Raw genomic sequence first — 25,494 nt, forward strand, 5'->3', positions numbered from 1 at the left:
GAGAAAAACATACAGTTGTGCGCACGGAAAGCAAACTAAAGTTATTGTCATCCTGGGCCACTCGGCTTGTTCCTGTGGCAGGAGCGATTCGGCCGCTCTTCGCACTCCGGAGCTTGCCCGGGAACTCTGGAAAAGCGCGCCTGGCGACTTTTCCAGCCGCTGCTTATAGGATATGCGGGAGTGGGGAAGTCATCGGGAGTCGTCAAAGTCGTGAGCAGTGTTATCGCCAATCCATCCATCAATCTTTCCGCCGATGTGTCCAAGGCGCGCTATATCGTTCTGGGCAATGAAAAGGGCGGATCCGGAAAGTCGACCACGGCGATGCATCTGGCCGTCGCATTGATGCATGGTGGGCGCAAGGTCGGGATCATCGACCTGGACGCGCGCCAGGGCACCTTGTCCCGCTATGTCGAGAACCGGGCCGCCTTCGTGGAATCCGAAGGGCTGCCGCTCGAGGTGCCGAAACTCGAGAAGGTACTGGGCTCGACCCTGGACCATCGAGAAGAGGCACAGGCTGACGAGGAAGAGCGGCTGAATGCGGCAGTGGAACGCCTGCAGGATTGTGATTGCCTGATCATCGACACGCCAGGCAGCGATTCGCATCTCTCGCGCCTGGGACACATCCTGGCGGACATCCTGATCAGCCCGCTCAACGACAGCTTCATCGACCTGGATCTGTTGGCGCGCCTGGATGCCCAGGGGCGCAAGATCCTGGGGCCCAGCATCTACAGCCAGATGGTCTGGGAACAGCGCCAGAAGCGCGCGCGCCAGGGTGGGCGGCCGGTGGATTGGGTCGTCATGCGCAATCGCCTGTCCCACCTGGATGCCCGCAACAAGCAGCGTATAGGCCAGCTGCTGGACGAACTGTCACAGCGCATCGGTTTCCGTCTGGCCCCCGGCTTCGGTGAGCGGGTCATCTTTCGCGAACTCTTTCCGCAGGGATTGACCTTGCTGGATCTACGGGAAACCCACAGCAGCCTGACCATGAGCCATGTGGCGGCACGTCAGGAAGTTCGCGAACTGCTGCGCACCATTGGTGTGACCGAGGAGAGTTGAACCAGCTTGATTTCCTGTGGTGCCGAAGTGATCTAAATGATCAGGATGAATGTGCAGGTTATCGCCGAACAGCAAGCAGGGTCTCATGGCAGGCAAGGGCAAGGTCACGAAACAGGGCGAAGGCACGACAGGCCGCACCCGGGAAGTGGATGATTTTCTTCAGAAGGTCCGCAGCATGCCAGCGCAGGGCAGCGGGCAGGCCGCAGGGCAGCGCGGCCGTCTGATCTTCTCGCTGGATGCAACAGCCAGCCGTCAGCCCACCTGGGACCAGGCCATGGACCTGCAGGCCGAGATGTTCAGCCAGACCGGCAGTCTGGGCGGACTGGATGTCCAGCTGGCCTTCTATCGCGGTTTCGGTGAATGCAAGGCCAGCCGGTGGCATTCCGAGCCCGGAAGCCTGCTCAAAGCCATGACCGCCGTGCAGTGCCTGGCGGGACGTACGCAGATTGCCCGGCTGCTGCGTCATGCCCGTAGCGAAAACGCGAAGAAGAAAGTTTCTGCGCTGGTCTTCATCGGTGACTCTGTCGAGGAGGACGTGGACGAACTGGGGCATCTGGCAGGCGAGTTGAAACTGGTCGGCGTGCCCTGTTTCCTGTTTCAGGAAGGCCACGACCCCATGGCCACTCAAGCCTTTGCCCAGATCGCGAAGCTTTCAGGTGGTGCCCACTGCCGTTTTGACGCGGGGTCCGCGCGTCAGCTCAAGGACCTCTTGGGGGCCGTAGCGGTCTATGCAAGCGGCGGCATGAAAGCCCTGTCGGACCGATCCCGGGAACAGGGGGGCGCCGCCAGGCAGCTTCATGACCGCCTGCGCCTGGCCGATCACAGACGCGAGTCCTGATGCTGGGCTGGGTCATTCTGGTTGTCTGTGGTCTTGCAGGAGCATACCTCCTTCTGCGGTGGTTCGTGAATGCCTCCCCGGGGCGCGTGAAAACATCACTTCTGTGGGTCGCCGCCCTGTTCGGGACAGGCCTTATGCTGTTCGCCCTCTGGGGTGGGCTGCGCCAGTTGATCGCCTTGGGGCTTCCCTTCCTGCTGCCCCTCCTGTTCCGACTGCCCGGCCTGCTGCGCCGCATCAAGTGGCCGGGCGGCGGACAGGGCCCCGGCCAGGTCTCGACTGTCGAGACACGCTTCCTGCGCATGACGCTGGATCATGACACGGGAAGCATGGACGGTGTCGTGCGCGAGGGAAGTTTCCGGCCCCAGCGCCTGTCCGAAATGAGCCACCAGGACCTTGTTGCCTTCTGGGAAGAGGTCCGCATTGCGGACGAGGAATCCACGGCTGTCCTGGAAAGCTACCTGGACCGTGTGCTGGGTGAGGATTGGCGAAACCATGAGAGCTGGCCTGGTGCCGGCGGAGAGCAGCCGCATCCCTCGAATGGCCCGGAAATGTCACTGGAAGAGGCCTGGCGCATTCTGGAGCTTGAGCCCAGCGCCGACGAGGCGCAGGTGCGCGCCGCACATCGCCGATTAATGCAGAAATTTCATCCAGATGCAGAAGGATCGACCTATCTGGCAAGCAAGATCAATCAGGCCAAGGATGTGCTGTTGAAGCATCTCAGGGGCAAAGCTTGATCTTTTCTTGAGAAAGTTGTGTGTTGAACATGGCTCCTGCCGACCTTTATTCAGAGCAGGCGTTTTTGAAGAGGATCAGAGCAAGCCATGCCAAAACCCATTCGCAAGGCCGTGTTTCCCGTAGGCGGGCTGGGCACGCGTTTCCTTCCGGCCACCAAGGCCCTGCCCAAGGAGATGCTGCCCGTCGTGGACAAGCCCCTGATCCAGTATGCGCTGGAAGAGGCGCGCGCGGCTGGTATCGAGGAATTCATCTTCGTCACGGGACGCGGCAAGGCCGCCATCGAGGATCACTTCGATCATTCCTATGAACTCGAGGAGACTCTAAAGGCACGCGGAAAGCAGGCAAGCCTGGAGATGATCCAGGATACGGTGATGAAGCCGGGGCAGGTGGCCTACATACGCCAGCAGCAGCCGCTGGGCCTGGGACATGCCGTTTGGTGTGCACGGACCCTTCTGGGGGATGAGCCCTTTGCCGTGCTGTTGGCCGACGATCTGGTCCAGGCCCCCAGGTCCTGCCTGGCACAGATGATAGATGTCTATAACGAGGTTGGAGGCAACGTCGTTGCGGTGATGGATGTGCCGGAACAGCATACCGATCGCTATGGCATCCTGGATGTGGTGCAGGACAATGGCCGCATTGCCGAGGCGCGTGGATTGGTCGAGAAGCCCAAGCCCAGCGAAGCCCCCTCGACCCTGTCCATTATCGGCCGCTATATTCTGCAGCCGCAGGTGATCGACGAGCTGTCGCGTCAGGACAAGGGGGCCGGTGGCGAGATACAACTGACCGACGCCATGGCCCGGACCATCGGTCCGGTGCCGTTCCACGGCCTGCGCTTCGAGGGAACGCGCTTCGATTGCGGCAGCAAGGAAGGCTTCCTGGAGGCCAACATTGCCTTTGCTTTGGCGCGTGAAGATCTGGGAGGCGCCATGGACGACATTCTGCAGCGCTATCGGTCTGTCGAGAGGGAAACGGCATGACAAGCGAACAGCTGGCTGACCCTTCAGGGCATTCATTCGATCCCAGCATCCTGCGTGAATACGATGTGCGCGGCCTGGTTGGAGAAACCCTCTTTACCGAAGATGCGCGTGCCCTCGGCCGGGTGGTTGCCACGAAGGTTCGCCGCAACGGGGGGATCCGCGTCGTAGTCGGCTATGACGGACGCCATTCCTCTCCTGAACTGGAAGCGGCCCTGGTGGCCGGAATCCTGTCCAGTGGTATCGATGTTGACAGGATCGGTCTGGGGCCCACGCCCATGCTGTACTACGCTGTCCATGCCCTGGATGCGGATGGCGGTGTCATGGTGACCGGCTCCCACAATCCGCCCGACTACAACGGCTTCAAGCTGGTCATCGGAAAGCAGGCCGTCTTTGGGGAGGATATCCGGGAACTCGGGCGCATGGCCGCAAATGGCGACTACCTGCAAGGCGAGGGAGAAGTCCAGGATCACGAACTTCTGGAAGCCTATGTCTCGCGCCTGTTGCGCGATTACGAGGGCCCGAAGGACCTCAAGGTGGCCTGGGATGCCGGTAACGGGGCGGCCGGCGTCGCCATGGAGCGACTGTGCGAACAGTTGCCGGGCAGGCATATCCTGCTCAACCAGCGTATCGATGGCGCGTTCCCGGCGCATCACCCCGATCCGACTGTCGCGGAGAACCTGCAGCAATTGATCCAGACCGTTCGAGACGAGGGGTGCGACCTGGGAATTGCGTTCGATGGCGACGGGGACCGCATTGGTGCGGTGGATTCCCAGGGGCGCATCCTTTGGGGCGACCAGTTGATGCTGCTGCTGTCCCGAGACGTCCTGAAAGCGCAGCCGGGAGCGACGATCATAGCGGACGTGAAGGCCAGTCAGGTCCTGTTCGACGGGATTGCCGCGCTGGGTGGGCAGCCGTTGATGTGGAAAACCGGGCATTCCCTGATCAAGGCGAAGATGCAGGAAACAGGAGCGCCGTTCGCAGGCGAGATGAGTGCCCACCTGTTCTTTGCCGACCGTTTCTATGGACACGATGATGCGCTCTATGCTGCGGTTCGTTTGTTGTCCGCCCTGGATACCTGGGGCGACAGCCTGGCTGCGTTCCGCGATTCCCTGCCCCCAATCGTCAATACACCGGAGTTGCGCTTTCCCTGTACGGATGAGCGCAAGCAGGCCGTGATCCAGGAGGTCAAGGAACGCCTGGAAACGCGCAACGATGCCGAGGTGAATGCAATCGATGGCGTGCGGGTCAGCGAGGATGGCGGCTGGTGGTTGCTGCGGGCCTCGAACACGCAGGATGTCCTCGTTGCCCGCTGTGAGGCCGGTGACGAGGAGACATTGGAGCGCTTGAAGGGACGCCTGAAAGAGCAGCTTCACCTCAGCGGAGTAGAAATTCCTGACTCCTAATTTCGCGAAATAACATAAAAAGCTCGTTTAATGATTCCTTAAACGTCAGCTTCCTAGACTCGGCTCGCATTAACCGAGTTTTGGAATGGGGAAGCCATGAGCGAGCCAGATGGAAACCTTCAGGCGGGGACGCTGATCGATCGCGTAGCCGAAATCGCGGGAAGCCTGGGGCTGGAGCTGACCGACGTGGCAGGAGATGTGGAGAGCATTGCCGGCAACGTCGAAGAGCAGGCCAATTCCCTCAATGAGCTATCGTCGCAGGCCAATCGCGTCTCCGAACGCAACCATCGCATTCTGGAGATGGCCGCCTCGGCCCAGGAAACTGCATCCAGTGCGTCGCAGGAGGTTTCAGGATCGCGCGAGACCATGGACAGCGGACTGGAGAAGATCCGCAACCTGGTGCAGTCCGTCAACAACATGGAAAGTCAGCTTTCCGGACTGCAGGAAGCCTTGGACAAGGTTGCGCGCGTGGCGGCCGGCATCGATGCCATTGCCAAGCAGACAAATCTTCTGGCACTGAATGCCACGATCGAGGCGGCGCGCGCCGGTGAGGCCGGCAAGGGCTTTGCTGTGGTTGCCGGTGAAGTGAAGGAACTGGCCAGTCAGACCAGCAAGGCAACCGCCGAAATCGACGAAACCCTCAATCAACTCACAAGCCAGGCGCAGCATCTCATCTCCATGGGAACGGAGAGTACGCAGCAGGCCGAGGCTGTGCGTGAGGGAACAGAAAGCCTGGACGGCTTGCTGGGCAAGCTGCAGCAGGCAATGGAAGCCGTGGATGGCCGGGCCGGGGATATCGCCCGCGATGCCGGCGACATCGACGAAGGGTCGCGGCAGTTGGCTGAAACTCTCAACGGCATGACCGAGGGGGTTACACAATCCGGTGAGACGCTCAAGGAAAGCAGGGACCGTATCAACAGCCTGATCTCCACCGGCGAAAACCTGCTGGGCCTAGTGGCAGACAGCCAGGAAAATACCCTGGACCGTCCCTTCATCGAACTGGCGCGGGAAACGGCACAGCAGTGTGCTCAGGTGCTGGAAGAGGCGCTTTCACAAAACGAGATCACCCAAGCAGACCTGTTCAGCCAGGACTACCGAGCGATACCGGGAACCAACCCGGAGCAGTACATGACACCCTTTACGGAGTTGACGGACCGGTTGTTGCCGGAATACCAGGAAGCGGTCCTTGAGCGGGATGAGCGTATTGTCTTCTGCGCCTGCATCGATACCGAAGGCTATATCCCGACACACAACAAGAAGTTTTCAAAGCCGCAGAGTGACGACCCCGTCTGGAACAATGCCAACTGCCGAAACCGGCGACTGTTCAACGATCGGGTGGGACTGGCTGCCGGCCGGAACACGAAACCCTTCCTGCTGCAGACCTACCGCCGCGACATGGGCGGTGGGCAGTTCGTCCTGATGAAGGATGTTTCGGTTCCGCTTTATGTTGGCGGACAACACTGGGGCGGGTTGCGCCTGGCCTATCGACCCAAGAACTGAAGCTCTCGATCAAACCAAAAAAGTGGCTGCCGGCGTAACAAAGCCGGCAGCCTCTTTTTGTGATCGCTTGGTCCGTATGTAGGAAACGTCAGCCGCCTGAGGGGTTCACCACCAGGCACTCCATTCCTTCGGAAGACAGGGTTTTGCAGGCACCTTTGGCCTGATTTTCCTCAAGTCCGATCAGGCGGGCGCGATAGAGCGAACCCTTTGAGCCCTTGGTGCTGCTGACAGCGACGTGCTCACGGGAAAGCCCACTGACCTGTCCCGCCGCTTGCCCTGCCATACTTTGCGCTGATTGGGAGTTGCTGTAGGCGCCGACCTGTATGGCCCAGATGCCGGAGGTGGACGCATCGCCTTCTGGATAGGTGGCATCGCCTGTCGAGGCTTCGGCCTTGGAAATGAGCGATATCCCGGACGACGAACCCTGACCCTCCCTGTCGGATGAGCTTGATGAAGCGGCGGCCGAGGCCAGCTGTATCGGCTTTGGAGCTGCCGGGCCGGTCGGAGTGATCGAGTTGGCGACGCGAAGCTGCTTGGCCTTTTCGAACCCGCGATTCAGTAGTGTGACCATGTGATCATTGCGCGAGCGTGATGTGCGCCCACCAAAGACCACCGCAATGATGCGGCGTCCGTTGCGTACCGCCGAGGCTGCCAGATTGAAGCCGGACGCATTGATGTATCCGGTCTTGATGCCATCAACGCCGTCATAGCGGCTCAAAAGCTTGTTGGTGCTGTTGATGGTCTGTCCGCGATAGCTGAAGCGCTCGGTAGAGAAATATTTGTAGTGGTGCGGAAAGTGGTCCAGCAGGGCCTTTGAAAGGTAGGCCATGTCACGCGCCGTGGTCACCTGCCCGCGATCCGGCAATCCGGATGCATTGCGGAAGGTCGTGTTCTGCAGGCCCAATTGACGGGCCTTGCGGGTCATGAGCTGGGCGAAGTCCCACTCGGTCCCGGCAATGCTTTCGGCAATCACCACCGCCACGTCGTTGGCCGAGCGTGTCACCAGAACGCCGATTGCTTCTTTCAGGAGAATGGTCTCGCCGGCACGCAGACCCAGTTTCGAGGGCGGCATGCCAGCAGCACGTGGCGAAACCGGCAGCGGCTGCTCAAGGGTCATCTTCCCTTGGTCCAGCTGTTCGAAGACCATATACAGCGTCATCATCTTGGTCAGCGAGGCAGGGTAGCGCTGGGCATCGGCACTGGATGCGTGCAGGACCTTCCCTGTCTGGTAATCCATGATGATGGATGCATACTTCGGATTGGCCTGGGCGGCCGCGGAAAGCAGGAAAACCGCTGCGAATACGCAGAGGAACCTCGCTGCCAGGAAAGAGAATGATTTGGAAATCATTGAGACGGCCCCCAAAGAGTATCTGATAGTCCCCTGAATCCTCGTGATTCTAGGGGATCGATTCGCAGCTGTCCAGATTTTAGAGAAAAATAGTTAACAAAAAGCTTCTTTGCCTCTTGTACAGGCAAAGGCTGGACCAGGGAAGTTCTCACACCTAAGGAATGGTAGCCAAAGGGATGGTGTCGGTCGGTCATCCGCTTGATCGTTGGCGGATCAAGCGATGGATCGCTCAGGCACAAGGCGACGAGGGGAAGCGATGCCTCGCGCGCCATGTTGCAGCGCACAAAAATTCCTTGACTTACGCAATGCCATCCTTATCTTTCAGTCATGCTGCATTGCAGCAAAGACATGCGTTGATCGTTCCTGAAAGTTTTAATCCATAAAGCTTATCAGAACACCATCACGCGAAACATCAGGAGTAATGAGATATGACCAGTAAGAAAACCGCCTCGGCGCAGGAAGCGTTGAAGCCTGTTGAGGCCGCCGTCAATTCCGGTAAGGAAACTGTCGATGCGGTTCTCAAGGTCAGCGCCGATGCCGCCACGAAGCAGTATGAGCAGGCCTTCTCCATGACCAAGGAGCAGGTCGAGAAGTCTTCCAACATGGCTTTCAAGAGCTACGACGAATTCCAGGATCTGGGCAAGGAGAACCTGAATGCCGTCGTGAACTCGGGCACGACCTTTGCGAAAGGGTTCGAGGCCATGAGCAAGGAAATGATGGCGTTTACCCAGTCCAACATGGAAGCGGGCTTGGCCATGACCAAGAAGATGCTTGGCGCCAAGAACCTTCAGGAATTCACCGATCTGCATGGCGAATACAGCCGTGGCCAGTTCGACAAGTTCCTGGCGGAATCCGCCAAGCTGGGCGAAATGTCCATGCAGACGGCCAACGAGGCCGTAGCACCGCTTCAGACGCGTGCCCAGGCAACCATGGAAAAGGTCATGAAGCCGGCCGCATGAATGCCCGGTGACATGATGTTCTGACAGCGGGGCCCGGCAGCGATGCCGGGCCCCGTTTCGTTTGATGGCATCCGGTTAATTTGTCAGACTCTCGCTGTCATGACGAATATGAGAGAGTGCCCTCTTGACGCCGCATTCTTCTTTCCAAGTTAATCAGTAGGAAAAGCTTTTTGTGCTATGATCATCGGAAACGAAGGCAGTTGGTTCCCACGCATGTATCAGGAAGCCGTTATGAGTGCGAATGACGGAAATGATGGAGATGACGACGGCTCCACCGACGTTGTCGTGAAATCCCGGACAAAGACCAAGAAGCCGTCACTCTACAAGGTACTGATGCTGAACGATGACTACACGCCGATGGAGTTCGTCGTTCATGTTCTGGAGCAATTTTTCTCGAAAGGTCGGGAAGAGGCCACGCAGATCATGCTTCAGGTGCACCGTCGGGGTGTTGGCGTGTGTGGTGTCTTTACATATGAAGTAGCGGAAACCAAGGTAACACAGGTGGTCGATTACGCGCGCAAGCACCAGCACCCCCTGCAGTGCACGCTGGAAAAGGAGTAGGCCTCTCATGCTCTCACCCAATCTCGAAAAAACGCTGCACCGGGCCTTGGCCCTGGCCAGTGAACGCCGGCATGAATACGCGACGCTGGAGCATCTTCTTCTTGCATTGAGCGAAGACAGCGATGCGCTGTCCGTCATGCGGGCCTGCGGCGTGGATGTGAACCAGTTGCGCAGCGACGTCAGTGAGTACATCGACAACGAACTGACCAACCTGATCAACCTGCAGACGGAAGAGAGCAAGCCCACGGCCGGGTTCCAGCGTGTCCTTCAGCGCGCTGCCATTCACGTGCAGTCCTCGGGCCGGGCGGAAGTCACTGGTGCCAATGTGCTCGTGGCCATGTTCTCCGAGCGCGAAAGCCACGCGGTCTATTTCCTTCAGGAACAGGACATGAGCCGGCTTGATGCGGTGAACTACATCAGCCACGGCATCGCCAAGGTCTCCGGCAAGGAGGAATCCAAGACCGTGCACGGTGCAGAGAATGAGGCACAGTCCGAGAAGGTAGTCCAGAAGGGGCGCGAGGCGCTGGATGCCTATTGTGTCGACCTGAACCAGAAGGCCGAGGACGGACGGATCGACCCCCTGATCGGACGGGACGCCGAAATCGAGCGCACCATCCAGGTGCTCTGCCGTCGCACCAAGAACAATCCGCTCTATGTCGGGGATCCCGGTGTCGGCAAGACGGCCATAGCCGAGGGCTTGGCGAAACGCATCGTTGATAATCAGGTCCCGGAAGCGCTGAAAACCGCCACGATCTTTGCGCTCGACATGGGGTCTCTGCTGGCCGGGACGCGTTATCGCGGTGATTTCGAGGAGCGGCTGAAGGCCGTGATGAACGAACTGGAACAGCAGGATCATGCCGTTCTGTTCATTGACGAAATCCATACCGTGATCGGCGCCGGGGCGACCTCGGGTGGGGCGATGGATGCCTCGAACCTGCTGAAGCCGGCATTGCAGAACGGTACACTGCGCTGCATCGGTTCCACGACCTACAAGGAGTATCGCAGTTACTTCGAGAAGGACCGTGCCCTGGTACGGCGCTTCCAGAAGATCGACGTCCATGAGCCGACGGTCGATGATGCGGTCAAGATCCTGCAGGGCCTCAAGCCCTATTACGAGAAGCACCACAGTGTGCGCTATACGCAGGATTCCCTGCGCACGGCCGTGGAGTTGGCGCATCGCTATATCCATGACCGCAAGCTGCCGGACAAGGCCATCGACGTGATCGACGAGGCCGGCGCGGCCCAGAGCCTCCTGCCGGACTCCCGCAAGCGCAAGACGGTGGCCGTCAAGGATATCGAGGCCGTGGTCTCCAAGATCGCGCGGATCCCACCGAAGGCCGTCACCAAGGACGACCGGGAATCCCTGCGGACGCTGGAGCGCGACCTGAAGACCATGGTGTTCGGCCAGGACAAGGCCATCGACGCCCTCTCGGCGGCCATCAAGCTGTCCCGGGCCGGCCTGCGCGAACCGGAAAAGCCCATCGGCAGTTACCTTTTTGCCGGTCCCACGGGGGTTGGCAAGACCGAGGTGGCACGCCAGTTGTCCCGTACCCTGGGCATTGAGCTGACCCGCTTCGACATGTCCGAGTACATGGAGCGGCACACCATCAGCCGCCTGATCGGTGCGCCGCCGGGCTATGTCGGTTTCGACCAGGGCGGTCTGTTGACCGATGCCGTGGACCAGAATCCGCACTGTGTCCTGCTGCTTGACGAGATCGAGAAGGCGCATCCCGACCTCTTCAACATCCTGTTGCAGGTCATGGACTACGGGAAGCTGACGGACCACAACGGCAAGACCATCGATTTCCGCAACGTCATCCTGATCATGACCACGAATGCCGGTGCCGCCGAAATGGCGAGGCCCGCCATCGGCTTCATTTCCAGCAGCAGGACCGACGAGGATGTCGAGGCCATCAACCGCCTGTTCACGCCAGAGTTCCGTAATCGCCTGGATGCGGTCATCTCGTTCGCCGGTCTGTCGTCGGAAATCGTTGCCCAGGTGGTCGACAAGTTCGTCATCCAGCTGGAAGCCCAGCTGGCCGACCGCGGTGTGACCATCGAGCTGAGCGAGGAGGCCCGCCAGTGGCTGGCCAGGAAGGGCTACGAGCCATCCTTCGGCGCCCGTCCCCTGGGTCGGATCATCCAGGAGAACATCAAGACGCCGCTGGCTGAAGAGTTGCTCTTCGGCAAGCTTGCAAAAGGCGGATATGTCCGCGTCGAGGTCAAGGATGACCAATTGACCTTCGCATTCGAAGAACCGCAGAAAGGCGGCGGCAAGAAGTCTTCAGGCTCGAACGGAGGCAAGGGCAAGACCCCGGTCCTGGTCGAGTAACCTGAAGCGGTTGTTTCTCGTAAAGTAAGCCTGATGCGCTGCGGGCCCGGAGTCCTTGGACTCCGGGCCCGCTCTGTCATGCGCTATCGTTGCTGATCGACTTGCCTGCCAATGCCCGCTCCTCGATCAGGCTGTAGACTGCACGCAGGGCCATGGCTTCGCCGCCGGCCGGCCGACCGGGACGGTCGCTCTGGTTCCAGCCATAGACATCGAAGTGCACCCAGGGTGTTTCCGGGGGAATGAAGTGCTCCAGGAACAAGGCGGCCGTGATGGCGCCGGCAAAGGGGCCTTCCGAAACGTTGTTCAGATCGGCAACCTTGCTTTTCAGTTTCTCACGATAGGGCTGGTGCAGCGGCAGGCGCCAGATGCTGTCCCGCTGCCTTTCGCCATGCTGCGACAGAGAGGAAGCCAGTGCTTCGTCATTGCAGAACATGGCCGGCAGATCGGGGCCCAGGGCCACTCGTGCCGCACCGGTCAGAGTCGCGAAGTCGAGCAGCAGGTCGACCTTCTCGCTACCGGCTTCGCAGAGTGCGTCGGCCAACACCAGACGACCTTCGGCGTCTGTGTTCCCGATCTCCACGCTCAGGCCCTTACGCGTTTGTATGACATCCATGGGACGGAAGGCATTTCCGGAAACCGCGTTCTCCACTGCGGGAATGAGTACACGCAGGCGAACTGGCAGGTCTGCTTCCATGATCGTGGATGCAAGCCCCAGGACATGGGCGGCACCGCCCATGTCCTTCTTCATGATCTTCATTCCCTCGGCCGGTTTCAGGTCCAGGCCGCCTGTATCGAAGCAGACGCCCTTGCCCACCAGAACGATGAGGGGCGCCGCCTGATCGCCGCCGGACCACCGCAGGTCAATCAGGCGAGGGGTGCGTGTGGAGGCACGGCCCACCGCATGAATGGCGGGATAGTTCTCCTCGAGCAGTGTCTCCCCCTCGGTGACATGCAAGGCGGCGCCATGCTCGCCAGCAAGTTGGCGCGCAGCTTCCTCCAACTCCTCCGGCCCCATGTCGTTCGCCGGCGTATTGATCAAGTCGCGCGTCAATCCGATGCCCCGGACCAGGCGTTTGACGGTCTCGGTATCGCAATTCTGCGGCCACACCAGTGAAGCGGACAGGCGGTCCAGCTTGCGATAGTGGTTGTAACTGTAACTGCCGAGTGCCCATCCAAGTGCGGCCGCATTTGCGCTTTCCCTGTCGAGGGCGGGCTGAATTTCATAGGTCCCGGGGGGTAGGGAGGCCGGCAAGGCACCGTAGGACCATATGTCGTCCAGGGCCTCGACGCCGGCCAGCATTTCGCTCAAATGACCATCCCTGCCCGGCAGGGGACAGAAGCTGCCGCTTTTCGCGCTGAACCCGTTTGCTGTCACCCAGGCGCGCACCTCGTCCGGCTGATCGGCCAGCCAGCTTTCCAGGCTTTTCGCGTCCAGGATACGCAGGGCGATGGCGTGACCGGAGGAATCTGCGAGAGACGCAAGCATATGATTTGTCATCGTGATCGCTTCACCAGAAGGGAGTTGAAGAAAGATTTGCGAAGGCAGGCTCGCACGGGCAAGCTGAACAACCAAGCAGTCTGCGCCAAGTCTTCGCGAGCGTTTCATGGATACTACACTGGTTATCGGAAACAAGAACTACTCGTCCTGGTCTCTGCGGGCCTGGCTGCCCCTGAGACAGGCCGGGCTTTCCTTTCGTGAAGAGGTGATCCCTCTGCGCCGCAAGGATACAGCGGAGCGCATTCTGACCTGGTCTCCCAGCGGCAAGGTGCCGGCATTGCTTCATGAGGGAAACACTATCTGGGACAGCCTGGCCATTGGCGAATATCTGGCAGATCTCTGCCCCCAGGTCGGCCTGTTGCCTGCCGAACGTCCTGCGCGAGCGCGTGCACGCAGCATAATTGCCGAAATGCATGCCGGCTTCGTCGCCCTGAGGAAGGAATGCCCGATGGACATGCGGGCGCACCGTCCGGCCGAGCTGTCTGCGGACACACAGCGGGATGTGGAACGTATCAGTGCAATCTGGGAAGACTGCCTGGAGGCCGTTGGCGGCACAGGTTTCCTGTTCGGTGCACCTGGGCTTGCCGATGCCTTCTATGCCCCCGTGGCCAGCCGTTTTGCCACTTACGGGATCTTGCCGGGACCACTAGGGCAGGCTTACATGCAGCAGGTCCAGGAATGGCCCCTGTACCAGGAATGGCTGAACGCTGCCCGGCAGGAAGCTTGGGATTTCAACCTGACGGCCTGAGTTCACGCCGCATGGGCCGGTGATCGCTGACCATTATTCTTCTGGCTGTCTGCACCCTGCCGTTGGATGGCCCTCTCGACTTCTTCGGGACTGCCGAAAAGTTGCCCATCAAGGTTGTCATAGCGCGGGTCGAGCGCAGTGAAGCGAAAGTGCTCACCTTCGCGGATTGCAAGTCCGACACCGCGTTCGTCGGTCTCTATAAGAAGTGCGCCTGAGTTTCCGAATACCTGCATCAGTCTGTCCTCGCTGGGTGACAGCGCCGGTCCTGGGTAGCAGGTGACGCTGGTGGATTACCGCCCAGACTACAGCAGGCTTGGTGATGTTATGATGTCATCCGCGTGATAATGCGTTGAAGGTATCGAGAGGACTCTTCAGCTCTCTTGGCCAGCTTAGCGAAACTTCAAAGTGCGCAGGAAGAAGTTGGAGGTGCGCCGCAGGCTGTCATCGAATGTAGAGCCGCGCAGGGTGTGAGCCTGCCCATCATAGATCTGCAGCTCGTAGTTGGCCCCCACTGTCTTGAGCACCTTGGCCGCTTCATGAGCGCGGCCAACCGGGACTACGGAATCCCGTGCACCGTGGAGAATCAGGGTCGGTGGCATGGATTCTATGCGGGAGCGGTCGATATCCCAGGAGAGTCCCCCGCCGACGGCAACCACGGCCTTGATGCGTTCGTCCTGCGTAGCGCGGCCAAGTGCCTGAAAGGCGCCGAGGGAGAAGCCGTAGACACCAATGCGCTCCGCATCGACCTTGGGAAGCTTCGCTATGTATTCGAGGGCTTCGCCTACCACTCGGTCACGTTGCTGGAAATAAGCCGGGCTGGACTTGTTCGCGACACTCAGGCCATCGAAGTAGTGAACGATGAAAGCGGCAATGCCTTCGTTTACCAGCTGTTCAACTATGGGGTAGAACAGGGTCCCGCTTCCCAGGCCGCTGGCGCCGTGCAGAACTGCGACGGCCGGGACCGGTGCGTCGGACCTGGCCCCTTCGGGCAGGGCCATGTCGATCCGCACGTTGCGGCCCTCGACCTTGAAGCTTCCCATGCCGTTGACGACCTGGGCCCCATTGATGGCGTGGCTTTCTGGAATGGGAAACAGCAGGAAAAAGCTGAGAACGAGGCCGGTCAGGGCCGGAAAAATGGCTTCTCTACGTTTCCGCATGCTCTGCCAATGCCTCCCGGATGATTGGACCAGTGGTTCTATAACACCAAAACCCGCCCCCGTCTCAACAAAAAGCCGCTTCATTTTCGACATTTTGGGTTTTGGTCACTTCGAGTCGTCGTCATCAAGTGACTGTGCTGGCCGGACGGGGGCCCAGAGAACATCCTCGACGTCCTCGGCTCCGGTGAAGAGCATGACAAGACGATCAATACCAAGCGCGATCCCGGCTGCTTCCGGCATTCCATGCTCGAGGGCGGCCAGGAAGTCTTCATCGATGGGATAGCGGTGGCCATAGATGCGGTGCTTTTCATCGCAGTCCGCCTGGAAGCGTCGACCCTGCTCCCTGCTATCGGTCAGTTCGCCGAAGGCGTTGGCGAGTTCGACGCCTGCGACATAGAGCTCGAAGCGTTCGGCCAGCCTGGGGTCTGACGGTTTTGGCCGGGACAACGCGGCCTGGCTGACCGGGTAGTCATAGAGGATGGTGGGGGTGCCGTAACCCAGATGCGGCTCGATCTTCTCCAGCAGGATTCGGGTAAAAACGGCTTGCCAATCGTCATCCTCGGCCGTCCGGATACCCTGTCGCCTGGCTGCTGCGGCCAATAGGTCCACATCGGGAGACCAGGGATCTGCCGTCGTTGCCAACAGGTCGATATTGGCGAAACGCTGAAAGGCTTCGGGCACGGAAAGGTAAGTCCAGGACTGGAACAGCTCGACCTGTCGCCCCTTCCATGTGATTGAGGTCTGCTCCAGCTGGCGTGCGATGGCACGCAGCAGGTTCTGGCAGTCCTGCATCAGGGCTTCGTAGCCTTCCCGCGCCCTGTACCATTCAAGCAGTGTGAACTCCGGGTGGTGCAGGGACGAGGCTTCGGCATTGCGAAACACGCGTGCAAGGGTAAAGAGCCGCCTTTCCCCGGCGACCAGCAGCTTCTTGCAGGCAAACTCGGGAGAGGTATGAAGGTAAAGCTGTGCCTGTCTGCCGTCCGGTGTGTTCAGTCGGGTTTCAAAGGCCTGCAGGTGGGGCTCGAGGCCGGGAGAGACCTGCAGGGCCGGGGTTTCGACCTCCATGAAATCCTGATCGAGGAAGTACCGGCGTATCCTGTTCAGGATATGCATTCTCTTGATCAGGTTCGGGCGTCGCCGGGCATAGCTCTCGGGATTCCACCAGTTTTCCGAATCTGTGGTCATGCTACTGGCGCCGTTCCGGTGCGGCTTGGCGTTGAGGGAAGGCGGGGAAGCTGTTAGCTTCCGGCATCTTATTCATTAGGGATATTCGATCGTGAAAGTGAATGCCAGTGCACTGCGTCAGGGCAATGTTGTCGAGTACAATGACAAGCTCTACGTCGTTCTCAAGGCCGACAACATCCAGCCGGGCAAGGGAACACCCGTAACCCAGCTGGAAATGCGCCGCATCAGCGATGGCGTCAAGGTTTCGGAGCGCTTCCGCACCACGGAGCAGGTGGAAAAGGCCTTCATCGAGGAAGGGGACTATCAGTATCTTTATGAAGATGCCGATGGGTCGGCCTTCATGGAGGTCAACACCTTCGACCAGATCATCATCCCCAAGCAGGTGATTGGCGATGGCGAGGTCTATCTGCAGGAAGGGCTCGTGGTGAAGGTCTATCTGCACGAGGGAGTTCCGGTCAGCATTGAGCTGCCCCAGCGGGTGACGCTCGAAGTCACGGAGACGGAGCCTGTCGTCAAGGGTCAGACAGCGGCCTCTTCCAACAAGCCTGCCAGTCTCAGCAATGGCCTGCGTGTCATGGTCCCCTCGCACATCACCGCCGGCACGCGGGTGATCGTGAACACGGCGGACAACACGTATCAGGAGCGTGCCAAGGACTGAGCGGACACGCTGTTTCCAGGAACGGAAAACGCTGTTCAGACAAAAGCCCCCCTGTTGCCAAGCAACAGGGGGGCTTTTGTTCTTTGAGACCAAAATTCGGAAAAAAGCCCCTGCCTCCTCAGGGGGCAGGGATGGGAGGCAGGGGCAGGGAAGCACTTATTCCATATCTTCAGGGGCTTCGTATTCCGGCATATCCTCAATGTCCTCTTCCGTGAGAGAGGTCACCAATTCACCTTCCTCGCCCGGAGAGAGCTCTGAGAGCTCAATGGCGAGTTCCTTGGCGCCGATGCCAAGAATACCGCCTGATTTGGCAAGGACGGCCTGAACCTCGCCAGCTTCATTGGCGAGAAGATCGTCAACACGGGCAACCTCGTCGCCCTCCTGGTTGACGATGGCGGCGCCGGCAACGTCTTCGGCATTCATGCCGTTGCTGAGTGTGACACCCTCATATTCGCCTTCGAGGGGGCGCAGCTGGGATATGTCGACGCTGTCATCCTCGGAGGTTTCCACGGATGTGCTTTCGGCCTCGTCCTCATCCAGGGCTTCGTCCATGGCTTCATCCGCGCCTTCGACTGCGTCTTCGGTCTCCTCGGCAGCCTCCTCGGCGGTTTCCTCGACGCTTTCGGCGGCATCTTCAGCCGTATCTTCTACGCTCTCGGCTGTATCCTCGGCAGCCTCCTCGGTCTCCTCGGCGGCTCCAATGTCATCTTCCTCCTCGACCTTGGCGCCTTCCTCGGCGGAATGCGCCGCATCGTCATCGAAGGCTTCGCCCAGTTCGGCGCCTTCCTCGTCGCCGGCGTAATCCTCCTTCTCGCTTTCCCCTTCACCGCTCTCGGCATTCACGTCCGAGCCAGATTCCGGAGAGGATTGGGTGGTTTCCGCAGGCTGTCCACTATCCTGTTCGGAGGTGATGGAGGACTGGGCCACTGCCAGGCTTGTTGAAGCCAGCAGCAAGGCGGCAGCGGGAATCAGGGTGGTGATACGGGGTTTCATGATTTCACCTCATTAAAAACCGTTGTTCGGTTCAACAGAGGTTGGGTGGCCCTATGAAGCCTGCAATGTACCTACCAACAATGCCCCAGCGATGTCCCTTTCATTCCACAGAATATCCCTGTTTACAGGTGGATGAGGCGCGCATGTACAGAATCTGTCACAAGCGCAGCTTATCGTTTTTCCTCATTTCAAGCAGAGGAGAAGGTGCATCTGTCCAGGTTTCAGGATTGAACGACCTGACAGGTCAACTCTCCAATGCGTTCTATGCTGCCGTACAAGCTGTTGCCGGGAAGGACCGGCCCCACGCCGGAGGGCGTGCCGGTATAAACCAGGTCGCCGGGCAAGAGGGTGAAATAGCGGCTGAGGTGGGACAGCAGCTCCTCTACAGACCAGGTCATCTGTGAAAGGTCCCCGGACTGGCGTTCTTCGCCGTCTACCGCCAGGGCGATCTTGCCTTCGCTGGGGTGGCCGATTTCTGAGGCCGGGTAAAGGCGCGAGCAGGGCGCGGAACAATCAAAGGCCTTGCCCACTTCCCAGGGACGGCCCTTCTTCTTGGCTTCCCCCTGAAGATCCCGCCGGGTCATGTCGAGGCCAACCCCATAGCCGAAGATATGCTGGTGCGTCTTGTCCCGTGTGATGTTTCGCCCGCCGGTGCCCAAGGCCACCACGAGCTCGATTTCATGGTGAACATTCTGGCTTTCCGAGGGATAGGGGAAATCCTGACCTTCAGGCAGCAGACTGCTGGCCGGTTTCATGAAGAAGAAGGGCAGTTCCCGGCTGTCCTCGCCCATTTCCCGCACATGCTCGGAATAATTCCGTCCGACGCAGAATATGCGGCGTACCGGGAAGGTTTCCTGTCGGCCGAAGATCGGCAGGAAGGGTTGTGTCCAGGGAGCTGGGATGTCTGTCATGGTCGCGCCTTCTGCTAGGGTGAGAGTCGGATTTGCTGCAGAGAAAGTGGATTCCTGTCAACTTTACCTGAAGCAGGCATGCTTCTATAGCTGTTGCGGTTCAGGTGGGCCAGAGAGTTGGGTCACGTCGCGCAGGAAAAGGGGGCACACTTTATGTTCAGGCTGAAATTCCGACAGGCATTAACCGCGCCTGCTTGTCTTTTGCTGGGGGTGGCCCTGGCGGCAAGCGCCCAGGCCCAAGACGTTACCTTGCGCATCCATCACTTCCTGCCGGCATCTTCCACGGTACAGGTCGAACTGCTTGAGCCCTGGGCTGAACGCGTCGAGGGCCAGTCGGATGGCCGTATCGCCATCGAGATCTATCCAACGATGCAGCTGGGAGGACGCGCGCCCCAGCTTTTCGACCAGGTGCGTGACGGCGTGGTGGACATGGTCTGGACCCTGCCTGGCTATACCCCGGGGCGCTTTCCCAAGCTGGAGGTTTTCGAGCTGCCGTTCGTGCCGGGGAACGCTAGGGCCACCAGTGCCGCGGCCCAGCGTTACTACGAAAGCCATGCCAGAGATGAATTGGCCGACGTGCATCCAATTCTGGTGCATGCCCATGCGCCGGGCAGCCTGCACATGAAGGGCAAGCGTATCCGCACGCTGGAGGATATCCAGAACGTGAAGGTGAGGGCGCCAACCCGCATCATCAACGATACCCTGGAGGAAATCGGGGCTTCGCCGGTCGGGATGCCGGTGCCGCAGGTGCCGGAAGCCATTTCCAAAGGTGTTATCCAGGGGGCGGCTCTGCCCTATGAGGTGACGCGCTCCTTGCGCATGCATGAACTGACAGACAGCCATACCGAATTCCATGGTGAGCGCGGCCTCTACACGGCGGTTTTCCTGTTCCTGATGAACAAGCAGCGCTATGAATCCTTGCCGCAGGACCTGCGCCAGGTGATCGATGACAACAGCGGCATCGACCTTGCTCTGGAGATCGGCGCCACCTGGGACAAGGCGGAGGAGCCGGGGCGCGAAGCGGCGCGAGAGGAGGGCCATGCCTTCGACATAATCGAGGGCAAGGAACTGCAGCGGTGGCGCGAAGCCAGCCAACCGGTGATCGATGCATGGATTGCCGAGCGGGATGAATCTGGTGATGACGGAGCGGCCCTGCTGTCAACCGCCCGGCAGTTGATCGAGCAATACAGCGAGAAATGAATGGCAATGACAGGTGGAGCTGAGAACGGGACGGCTCCTCTCTGGGCCCTGTGGGACCGCTGGATTCATGCCGTGGCTGCTGGCTTCGCCATTCTCGGCGGCCTGGCGCTTTCCCTGGTGGCAATCCTTACGGTGGTCAGCATTCTGGGGCGTGCCTTTCTGGGCAGCGGACTGGGTGGTGATTACGAGATCGTGGAAATGGGCTGCGCAACCGCGGTTTTCACCTTCCTGCCCTATTGCTATCTGGTGCGCGGCCATGCGCAGGTGGATTTCTTCAGTCGGTGGTTCGGTCCTCGGCTGAGGCTTTTTCTGGATGGCCTGGCTGATTTCCTCTTTCTGGCGATTGCCGTCCTGCTGACCTGGCGACTGAGTGCTGGCGCGCTCGATGTCCTGCAGTACGGGGAATCGACCATGGTGCTGCGCCTGCCCGTGTGGTGGGGCTTTGTGCCGGCCGTTCTCGCTTGCGGTTTGCTGGCCGTTGTATGCCTTTACGGACTGCTGCGCCGCTTCCTTGGCCCCGGCCGGGACGAGAGCGGGAGATGACGGCTTTCTCGCTGGGACTCGCCAGTTTTCCCCTGCTCCTGGTGCTGTTGGCCCTGCGCCTTCCAATCGGGGTGGCCATGCTGGTCGTAGGCGGCGGTGGTTATATGCTGGTCAATGGCGAAGCCGCCTTGCTGAATTACCTGAAGACCACACCCTATTATCTGTTTGCCAACTATTCCTTCTCGGTCATCCCGTTGTTCTTGCTGATGGGGCAGTTCGCTACCCGCGCGGGGCTGTCGGAAGCACTCTTCCGCGCTGCCTATGTCTTCCTGGGGCACCGGCGCGGCGGTCTGGCTATCGCCGGAATTGGCGGCTGTGCCGGGTTTGGGGCCATTTGCGGCTCGTCCACGGCGACGGCATCCACCATGGGGCAGGTGGCCCTGCCCGAGATGCGCCGCTATGGCTACTCTGGTGCGCTTTCCACAGGAACGCTGGCTGCCGGCGGAACCCTGGGCATCCTTATTCCGCCATCGGTCATCCTGGTGATCTACGCCATCCTGACCGAGCAGAATGTCGCCGCCATGTTCCTGGCCGCCTTTGTTCCGGCACTTCTGGCGGTATTTGGCTTCATGTTGGCCGTTTCGGTCTATGTCCGCCTGTTTCCAGCCGAGGGGCCGTCGGCGCCCAAGACATCCTGGAGGGAACGCTTGCGTACGTTGCTGTCCATCTGGCCCGCACTGGCCATTTTCCTGGCCGTGATCGGGGGCATCTACGGAGGCATTTTCACGCCAACTGAGGCCGCTGCTGTCGGGGCTGCGGCAACCGGTCTATTGGCTCTGCTGAAGGGGGGATTGGCCAATGGAGGCTGGAAAGACGTTCTTCTGGGCACAGCGCAGACCACGGCCATGATCTTCCTGATCCTGCTGGGGGCCGAGGTCTATTCCTCTTTCCTCGCCATGACCCGCATGCCGATGGAGGCTGCTTCCTGGATCACGGCGGCAGAGCTGTCCCCCTATCTGGTCATCGGGGGCATACTGCTGTTCTATCTTGTGCTGGGCTGCGTGATGGACAGTCTGTCCATGATCCTGCTGACCATTCCCATTCTCTTTCCCATTGTAAGCGGCCTGGATTTCGGTCTGAGCCACGAGGAAACCGCAATCTGGTTCGGTGTCCTGGTCGTGATCGTGGTGGAACTTGGCTTGATTACGCCGCCCGTCGGTCTCAATGTCTTTGTCATCAATGCCATCGCGAAGGATGTTCCGATGCTGGAAACCTTTCGCGGCGTCCTGCCCTTCCTGATTGCGGAAGTGGCGCGTGTCGCCCTTCTGGTAGCGTTTCCGGGCATTGTACTGTTTGCCCTGAGGTTTGCATGAGTTCGACGGAGAGCCTTTTCGAAAACACGGCGGATCGACCGCTTGCAGACCGCTTGCGGCCAACCCGTCTGGAGGACGTCGTGGGACAGGAGCACCTTCTGTCCCCGGAGGCCCCGATCGGGCGCATGGTCCAGCAGGGGCGACTGGCCTCGATGATCCTGTGGGGACCGCCGGGTTGCGGCAAGACGACCATCGCCCGCCTGATCGCGGAAGCAAGCGACCTGGCCTTCGAGCCATTATCTGCGGTCTTTTCCGGGGTTGCAGATTTGCGCAAGGTCTTCGAACGCGCCAAGGAACGTCGAGGTGCCGGGCAGGGCACGTTGCTCTTCATCGATGAGGTGCATCGCTTCAATCGGGCTCAGCAGGACGGTTTCCTGCCCTATGTGGAGGATGGCACGGTCACCCTGATCGGCGCCACGACGGAGAATCCTTCCTTCGAGCTGAATCCGGCCCTGCTGTCCCGCTGTCAGGTGTATGTGCTCAACCGGCTAGGCGAGCCGGCCCTGAGTGAACTGATGAGCCGGGCGGAGGCTGAAGCTGGACGCAGCCTGCCGTTGGATGAGGAAGCACGCAGTGCCCTGTTGGCCATGGCAGATGGGGACGGGCGATACCTTCTGAACCTGGCCGAGCGACTATTGGCGGAGCCGGCGGAGGCCCAGCTGACCACGGCTGACCTGGTTGCCGTGGTACAGAAGCGCGCGCCAATCTATGACAAGGGGCAGGAAAGCCACTACAACCTGATCAGTGCGCTGCACAAGTCGCTGAGGGGCTCGGATACCGACGCGGCCCTCTATTGGTTTTCCCGGATGATCGATGGCGGCGAGGATCCGGAATACGTTGCGCGCCGCCTGGTGCGCTTTGCGTCCGAAGACATTGGTCTGGCTGATCCTCAGGCGCTTTCCCAGGCCCTGGCCGCCTGGGATGCCTACAACCGTCTGGGCAGTCCGGAAGGCGAGCTGGCCCTGGTCCAGGCGGTCATCTACATGGGAACCGCGCCCAAGTCCAATGCCGCATACAAGGCCTCGAAAGTTGCCCTGAAAACCGCTCGCGAAACGGGTTCCCTGGCGCCCCCCAAACACATCCTGAACGCCCCCACCAAGCTGATGAAGCAACTGGGCTATGCCGAGGGCTATGCCTATGACCATAACACCGAGGAAGGCTTCTCGGGCCAGGATTACTTCCCGGAGGAGATGGAGCGTCAAGCGTTCTATCAACCTGTGGAGAGAGGGTTTGAACGGGAAATTGCCAAGAGACTGGATTATTGGGCACGCCTGAGGGCGAAAAAGGGTTCATAAAGAACTGTCTAGCGTAGCCTTGCGCAACCTGCGATTCCGTCATGCAAAGCTGATCCTTGTTTTGGCGCTCTGTCCGCGTAAGGTCCACGGCTACGTGAAATCAGCTTTTGCCAGTAGGCCGGTACAGGATCTGCATGACAAAGACCATGACCGAGCAAAACGTTCCCGACCGTTCCGCGGTCGCTCTTCTGACCATCGACCTGCAGCGCGATTTTGCCTGCCAGGGCTCTCCCATCCAGGCATCCGGTCTGGGTGCCTGCCTGCCACGTATCCGCAGGATCGTGCAGGCGTTCAGAGAGTACGAAAAGCCCATCTTCCATGCCGTGCGCCTCTATCGTCCGGACGGCTCCAATGTGGACCTCTGTCGCCGTTCCGCTGTCATGGAAGGGCTTCGTGTTCTGATGCCCGGGACCCAGGGTGCGGAGTTGCTGGACGACATCAAGCCCAAGGCAGACATCCGACTGGACAGTGAAGAGCTGTTGTCAGGCGGGTTCCAGGAATTCGGTGCCAATGAGTGGGCTTACTACAAACCCCGCTGGGGAGCCTTCTACGGAACCGAACTGGAAAAGCGTCTGCGCGAGTCGGGTATTGGCACTCTGGTGGTCGTGGGGTGCAATTTTCCGACCGGAGGACGCGCCACGATCTACGAGGGCTGTGCCCGGGATTTCTGTGTCATCGCGGGCAGCGATGCCATCTGTGATGCAAGCCGCGATGGATTGGATGAGTTGGGCCGGCTTGGAGCTTACCAGAAGACAACGGATGCCGTCCTCGAGTGGCTTTCCGGAAAACGGCAGAACAGCGCTGCTTAGAGGGACCTGAGCAGCGACGGCTTTTCCGGACAGGACCCTTCTGGTAAAGGCTTTCGGCCAGACGATCCAGAAGGGAACTGATCATGCATTCGCTGTTGGCTGTTGCGGCTGGGGGCGCTATCGGAGCTGTCGCCCGCTACCTGCTGTCAGCGCAGATCATGCGCGTGACCGGGTTCGGGTTCCCCTTTGGCACCCTTTCCGTGAATGTCCTTGGGGGCGTGCTGATGGGTCTGCTTGTCAGCCTGTTTGCATTGCATTGGAATGCAGGTCAGGAACTTAGATTGTTTCTGACTGTGGGCCTGCTTGGGGGCTTTACCACCTTTTCAACCTTCTCGATGGAAACGATACTCCTGTTTGAGAGGGGGCAGTGGATGGCTGCCGGCCTTTATGTCCTGGCTTCCGTCAGTCTGGCCCTTGCGGGGTTTGCCGCAGGTCAGGCCTTGGTGCGCCTGTGTTCCGGATGACAACATGGTAGAGAACAGGAAAATCGAAGACAGCGAAGCCGAGCAACGCCTGGATCGCTGGTTCAAGCGCCATTATCCCGGTCTGTCTCACGGGCGCCTGGAGAAGCTGTTGCGCAAGGGCCAGGTTCGGGTGGATGGCCGGCGCGCGAAGGCTTCCACGCGCCTTGAGTCGGGCCAGGTGGTTCGGGTGCCGCCCCTGGGAATGGACAGCCAGAGCACCGAACGGCCCAAGCGGTCTGCTCCAGAGCCTTCGGCACGTGAAGCGGCCGATCTCAAGGCGCGCATCCTCTATCAGGATGACTGGGTGATGGCCATCGACAAGCCAGCGGGTCTGGCCGTCCAGGGCGGCAGCGGCCAACACCGGCACCTGGATGGCTTTCTGGATCTGTTGCAGTTCGAAAAATCCGAACGTCCAAGGCTGGTACACCGCCTGGACCGTGATACGGCCGGTGTCCTTCTGTTGGCGCGTACAGCCGAAGCTGCGCGTCGATTGGCGGCCTCCTTCAAGCGGGATGAACCGCTTAAGCTCTATTGGGCACTGGTTGTCGGCAGTCCGGATCCGGACAAGGGGGAAATCGACCTGCCGTTGGCCAAGTCCGGGACGACAGGCAGGGAGAAGATGGAAACACAGGGTGCAGATGCCCGGTCGGCCGTTTCCCGCTACGCCACGATTGCGCGATCTGGGAAGCAGGTGACCTGGCTTGCGTTGCGCCCCCTCACGGGTCGTACCCACCAACTGCGTGCCCATTGCAGCGCAATCGGGCATCCGATACTGGGGGATGGAAAATACGGCGGTCGCCAGGCCTTTCCCGACAAACCCTGGAAACCGGAAAGCCTGATGCTCCTGGCGCGCGAGATTACCTTGCCGCATCCGGACGACGGCACCACCCTGCGCGTGACGGCCCCGCTGCCTTCGCATTTCGAAGCGGCATTCGGGAAGCTGGGTTTTCAAAGTGAAACGGGTTATGCCCTCAAGGCCGCCGATATCTTGGGCCTTTAATCCATATCCCG

The 25,494-nt window shown here is 60.0% G+C and carries 25 protein-coding genes; 18 read left to right on the plus strand and 7 right to left on the minus strand.

The features are described from left to right. Window positions 1-210 precede the first annotated feature (210 nt). From BP38_RS0116540 to BP38_RS0116565, 6 genes are all read left to right on the plus strand, one after another. Window positions 211-1,056 (plus strand): division plane positioning ATPase MipZ, encoded by an 846-nt coding sequence (locus BP38_RS0116540; RefSeq protein WP_081816747.1) that lies wholly within the window; start codon window positions 211-213, stop codon window positions 1,054-1,056. A gap of 85 nt (window positions 1,057-1,141) precedes the next feature. Then, a complete protein-coding gene (locus BP38_RS0116545) occupies window positions 1,142-1,894 on the plus strand; it encodes a hypothetical protein (protein ID WP_026988640.1) in 753 nt (250 codons plus the stop codon). 86 nt (window positions 1,895-1,980) lie between these two features. After that, the gene (locus tag BP38_RS0116550; RefSeq protein ID WP_162175179.1) at window positions 1,981-2,628 is read left to right on the plus strand and encodes a DnaJ domain-containing protein; all 648 of its coding nucleotides are present in this window, start codon (window positions 1,981-1,983) and stop codon (window positions 2,626-2,628) included. An 87-nt stretch (window positions 2,629-2,715) separates the two neighbouring features. Continuing rightward, the gene (gene galU, locus BP38_RS0116555) at window positions 2,716-3,606 is read left to right on the plus strand and encodes a UTP--glucose-1-phosphate uridylyltransferase GalU (RefSeq protein ID WP_026988642.1); all 891 of its coding nucleotides are present in this window, start codon (window positions 2,716-2,718) and stop codon (window positions 3,604-3,606) included. Further along, the gene (pgmG, locus tag BP38_RS0116560) at window positions 3,603-5,009 is read left to right on the plus strand and encodes a phosphoglucomutase/phosphomannomutase PgmG (RefSeq protein WP_035725674.1); all 1,407 of its coding nucleotides are present in this window, start codon (window positions 3,603-3,605) and stop codon (window positions 5,007-5,009) included. The genes galU and pgmG overlap by 4 nt, the downstream gene beginning before the upstream one ends. 96 nt (window positions 5,010-5,105) lie before the next feature. Continuing rightward, window positions 5,106-6,509 carry a methyl-accepting chemotaxis protein gene (locus BP38_RS0116565; RefSeq protein WP_026988644.1) on the plus strand — a complete coding sequence of 468 codons (1,404 nt, stop codon included), beginning with the start codon at window positions 5,106-5,108 and terminating at the stop codon, window positions 6,507-6,509. A gap of 88 nt (window positions 6,510-6,597) precedes the next feature. On the opposite strand, the gene BP38_RS0116570 is transcribed toward BP38_RS0116565, so the two are convergent. Continuing rightward, window positions 6,598-7,857: a D-alanyl-D-alanine carboxypeptidase gene (locus BP38_RS0116570; protein ID WP_051609477.1), complete on the minus strand. Its 1,260-nt coding sequence runs from the start codon at window positions 7,855-7,857 to the stop codon at window positions 6,598-6,600. Window positions 7,858-8,285: 428 nt separating this feature from the next. On the opposite strand from BP38_RS0116570, the gene BP38_RS21200 reads away from it, so the two are divergent. From BP38_RS21200 to clpA, 3 genes are all read left to right on the plus strand, one after another. After that, window positions 8,286-8,816, plus strand: coding sequence for a phasin family protein (locus tag BP38_RS21200; RefSeq protein WP_026988646.1), 531 nt, complete (start codon window positions 8,286-8,288; stop codon window positions 8,814-8,816). A gap of 231 nt (window positions 8,817-9,047) precedes the next feature. Then, complete coding sequence (gene clpS / locus BP38_RS0116580) at window positions 9,048-9,377, plus strand: ATP-dependent Clp protease adapter ClpS (RefSeq protein ID WP_022729256.1); 330 nt, start codon at window positions 9,048-9,050, stop codon at window positions 9,375-9,377. 7 nt (window positions 9,378-9,384) lie between these two features. Beyond that, complete coding sequence (gene clpA, locus BP38_RS21205; RefSeq protein ID WP_035725676.1) at window positions 9,385-11,709, plus strand: ATP-dependent Clp protease ATP-binding subunit ClpA; 2,325 nt, start codon at window positions 9,385-9,387, stop codon at window positions 11,707-11,709. A 76-nt stretch (window positions 11,710-11,785) separates the two neighbouring features. On the opposite strand, the gene BP38_RS21210 is transcribed toward clpA, so the two are convergent. Further along, window positions 11,786-13,195, minus strand: coding sequence for a leucyl aminopeptidase family protein (locus BP38_RS21210; RefSeq protein WP_051609486.1), 1,410 nt, complete (start codon window positions 13,193-13,195; stop codon window positions 11,786-11,788). A 118-nt stretch (window positions 13,196-13,313) separates the two neighbouring features. Here BP38_RS21210 and BP38_RS0116595 point away from each other — a divergent pair, with 118 nt between their 5' ends. Continuing rightward, window positions 13,314-13,955, plus strand: a complete 642-nt coding sequence (locus tag BP38_RS0116595; RefSeq protein WP_026988647.1) for a glutathione S-transferase family protein — start codon at window positions 13,314-13,316, stop codon at window positions 13,953-13,955. A gap of 2 nt (window positions 13,956-13,957) precedes the next feature. Here the strand turns inward: BP38_RS0116595 and BP38_RS0116600 are convergent, their stop codons facing one another. From BP38_RS0116600 to epmA, 3 genes are all read right to left on the minus strand, one after another. Further along, complete coding sequence (locus BP38_RS0116600) at window positions 13,958-14,188, minus strand: hypothetical protein (RefSeq protein WP_026988648.1); 231 nt, start codon at window positions 14,186-14,188, stop codon at window positions 13,958-13,960. 156 nt (window positions 14,189-14,344) lie between these two features. Further along, a complete protein-coding gene (locus BP38_RS21955; protein WP_051609478.1) occupies window positions 14,345-15,112 on the minus strand; it encodes an alpha/beta hydrolase family protein in 768 nt (255 codons plus the stop codon). A 105-nt stretch (window positions 15,113-15,217) separates the two neighbouring features. Continuing rightward, the gene (epmA, locus tag BP38_RS0116610; RefSeq protein ID WP_026988649.1) at window positions 15,218-16,297 is read right to left on the minus strand and encodes an EF-P lysine aminoacylase EpmA; all 1,080 of its coding nucleotides are present in this window, start codon (window positions 16,295-16,297) and stop codon (window positions 15,218-15,220) included. A gap of 91 nt (window positions 16,298-16,388) precedes the next feature. On the opposite strand from epmA, the gene efp reads away from it, so the two are divergent. Continuing rightward, entirely contained in the window at window positions 16,389-16,955 is a 567-nt protein-coding gene (gene efp / locus BP38_RS0116615) for an elongation factor P (protein ID WP_322098976.1), read from the plus strand. Between the two features lie 156 nt (window positions 16,956-17,111). Here efp and BP38_RS0116620 read toward each other — a convergent pair whose 3' ends face one another. Together BP38_RS0116620 and BP38_RS0116625 are read right to left on the minus strand one after the other, a co-directional pair. Beyond that, window positions 17,112-17,948 carry a PRC-barrel domain-containing protein gene (locus BP38_RS0116620; protein WP_026988651.1) on the minus strand — a complete coding sequence of 279 codons (837 nt, stop codon included), beginning with the start codon at window positions 17,946-17,948 and terminating at the stop codon, window positions 17,112-17,114. A 221-nt stretch (window positions 17,949-18,169) separates the two neighbouring features. Then, window positions 18,170-18,859: a fumarylacetoacetate hydrolase family protein gene (locus BP38_RS0116625; protein ID WP_035725678.1), complete on the minus strand. Its 690-nt coding sequence runs from the start codon at window positions 18,857-18,859 to the stop codon at window positions 18,170-18,172. A gap of 153 nt (window positions 18,860-19,012) precedes the next feature. Here BP38_RS0116625 and BP38_RS0116630 point away from each other — a divergent pair, with 153 nt between their 5' ends. The 7 genes from BP38_RS0116630 (at window position 19,013) to BP38_RS21230 (ending at window position 25,483) form a co-directional block, all read left to right on the plus strand. Further along, window positions 19,013-20,059 (plus strand): TRAP transporter substrate-binding protein, encoded by a 1,047-nt coding sequence (locus BP38_RS0116630; RefSeq protein ID WP_026988653.1) that lies wholly within the window; start codon window positions 19,013-19,015, stop codon window positions 20,057-20,059. After that, a complete protein-coding gene (locus tag BP38_RS21220; protein WP_081816749.1) occupies window positions 20,060-20,602 on the plus strand; it encodes a TRAP transporter small permease in 543 nt (180 codons plus the stop codon). It abuts the gene before it with no gap. Continuing rightward, window positions 20,599-21,915 (plus strand): TRAP transporter large permease, encoded by a 1,317-nt coding sequence (locus tag BP38_RS0116640; RefSeq protein ID WP_026988654.1) that lies wholly within the window; start codon window positions 20,599-20,601, stop codon window positions 21,913-21,915. Before BP38_RS21220 ends, BP38_RS0116640 begins: the two co-directional genes overlap by 4 nt. After that, window positions 21,912-23,210: a replication-associated recombination protein A gene (locus BP38_RS0116645; protein WP_026988655.1), complete on the plus strand. Its 1,299-nt coding sequence runs from the start codon at window positions 21,912-21,914 to the stop codon at window positions 23,208-23,210. Before BP38_RS0116640 ends, BP38_RS0116645 begins: the two co-directional genes overlap by 4 nt. 146 nt (window positions 23,211-23,356) lie before the next feature. After that, on the plus strand, window positions 23,357-24,019 hold the full coding sequence (locus tag BP38_RS21225; RefSeq protein ID WP_035725705.1) for a cysteine hydrolase family protein: 663 nt from the start codon (window positions 23,357-23,359) through the stop codon (window positions 24,017-24,019). Between the two features lie 83 nt (window positions 24,020-24,102). Next, window positions 24,103-24,483 (plus strand): fluoride efflux transporter CrcB, encoded by a 381-nt coding sequence (crcB, locus tag BP38_RS0116655; protein ID WP_026988656.1) that lies wholly within the window; start codon window positions 24,103-24,105, stop codon window positions 24,481-24,483. Window positions 24,484-24,487: 4 nt separating this feature from the next. Beyond that, window positions 24,488-25,483, plus strand: coding sequence for an RluA family pseudouridine synthase (locus BP38_RS21230; RefSeq protein WP_051609481.1), 996 nt, complete (start codon window positions 24,488-24,490; stop codon window positions 25,481-25,483). The last annotated feature ends 11 nt before the right edge of the window (window positions 25,484-25,494 follow it).

The sequence above is a fragment of the Fodinicurvata fenggangensis DSM 21160 genome (genome assembly GCF_000686045.1).
Lineage (GTDB): Bacteria > Pseudomonadota > Alphaproteobacteria > Kiloniellales > DSM-21159 > Fodinicurvata > Fodinicurvata fenggangensis.

Coding starts and splice junctions, on each gene's coding strand:
- pgmG (WP_035725674.1), top strand. CDS start 3,603: ATGACAAGCGAACAGCTGGCTGACCCTTCAGGGCATTCATTCGATCCC.
- clpS (WP_022729256.1), top strand. CDS start 9,048: ATGAGTGCGAATGACGGAAATGATGGAGATGACGACGGCTCCACCGAC.
- BP38_RS0116595 (WP_026988647.1), top strand. CDS start 13,314: ATGGATACTACACTGGTTATCGGAAACAAGAACTACTCGTCCTGGTCT.
- BP38_RS0116620 (WP_026988651.1), bottom strand. CDS start 17,948: ATGAAACCCCGTATCACCACCCTGATTCCCGCTGCCGCCTTGCTGCTG.
- crcB (WP_026988656.1), top strand. CDS start 24,103: ATGCATTCGCTGTTGGCTGTTGCGGCTGGGGGCGCTATCGGAGCTGTC.
- BP38_RS21210 (WP_051609486.1), bottom strand. CDS start 13,195: ATGCTTGCGTCTCTCGCAGATTCCTCCGGTCACGCCATCGCCCTGCGT.
- BP38_RS0116565 (WP_026988644.1), top strand. CDS start 5,106: ATGAGCGAGCCAGATGGAAACCTTCAGGCGGGGACGCTGATCGATCGC.
- epmA (WP_026988649.1), bottom strand. CDS start 16,297: ATGACCACAGATTCGGAAAACTGGTGGAATCCCGAGAGCTATGCCCGG.
- BP38_RS0116545 (WP_026988640.1), top strand. CDS start 1,142: ATGGCAGGCAAGGGCAAGGTCACGAAACAGGGCGAAGGCACGACAGGC.
- BP38_RS21225 (WP_035725705.1), top strand. CDS start 23,357: ATGACCGAGCAAAACGTTCCCGACCGTTCCGCGGTCGCTCTTCTGACC.
- BP38_RS0116630 (WP_026988653.1), top strand. CDS start 19,013: ATGTTCAGGCTGAAATTCCGACAGGCATTAACCGCGCCTGCTTGTCTT.
- clpA (WP_035725676.1), top strand. CDS start 9,385: ATGCTCTCACCCAATCTCGAAAAAACGCTGCACCGGGCCTTGGCCCTG.
- BP38_RS0116640 (WP_026988654.1), top strand. CDS start 20,599: ATGACGGCTTTCTCGCTGGGACTCGCCAGTTTTCCCCTGCTCCTGGTG.
- BP38_RS21955 (WP_051609478.1), bottom strand. CDS start 15,112: ATGCGGAAACGTAGAGAAGCCATTTTTCCGGCCCTGACCGGCCTCGTT.
- BP38_RS0116570 (WP_051609477.1), bottom strand. CDS start 7,857: ATGATTTCCAAATCATTCTCTTTCCTGGCAGCGAGGTTCCTCTGCGTA.
- BP38_RS0116645 (WP_026988655.1), top strand. CDS start 21,912: ATGAGTTCGACGGAGAGCCTTTTCGAAAACACGGCGGATCGACCGCTT.
- BP38_RS0116600 (WP_026988648.1), bottom strand. CDS start 14,188: ATGCAGGTATTCGGAAACTCAGGCGCACTTCTTATAGAGACCGACGAA.
- galU (WP_026988642.1), top strand. CDS start 2,716: ATGCCAAAACCCATTCGCAAGGCCGTGTTTCCCGTAGGCGGGCTGGGC.
- BP38_RS21220 (WP_081816749.1), top strand. CDS start 20,060: ATGGCAATGACAGGTGGAGCTGAGAACGGGACGGCTCCTCTCTGGGCC.
- BP38_RS0116625 (WP_035725678.1), bottom strand. CDS start 18,859: ATGACAGACATCCCAGCTCCCTGGACACAACCCTTCCTGCCGATCTTC.
- BP38_RS21230 (WP_051609481.1), top strand. CDS start 24,488: ATGGTAGAGAACAGGAAAATCGAAGACAGCGAAGCCGAGCAACGCCTG.
- BP38_RS21200 (WP_026988646.1), top strand. CDS start 8,286: ATGACCAGTAAGAAAACCGCCTCGGCGCAGGAAGCGTTGAAGCCTGTT.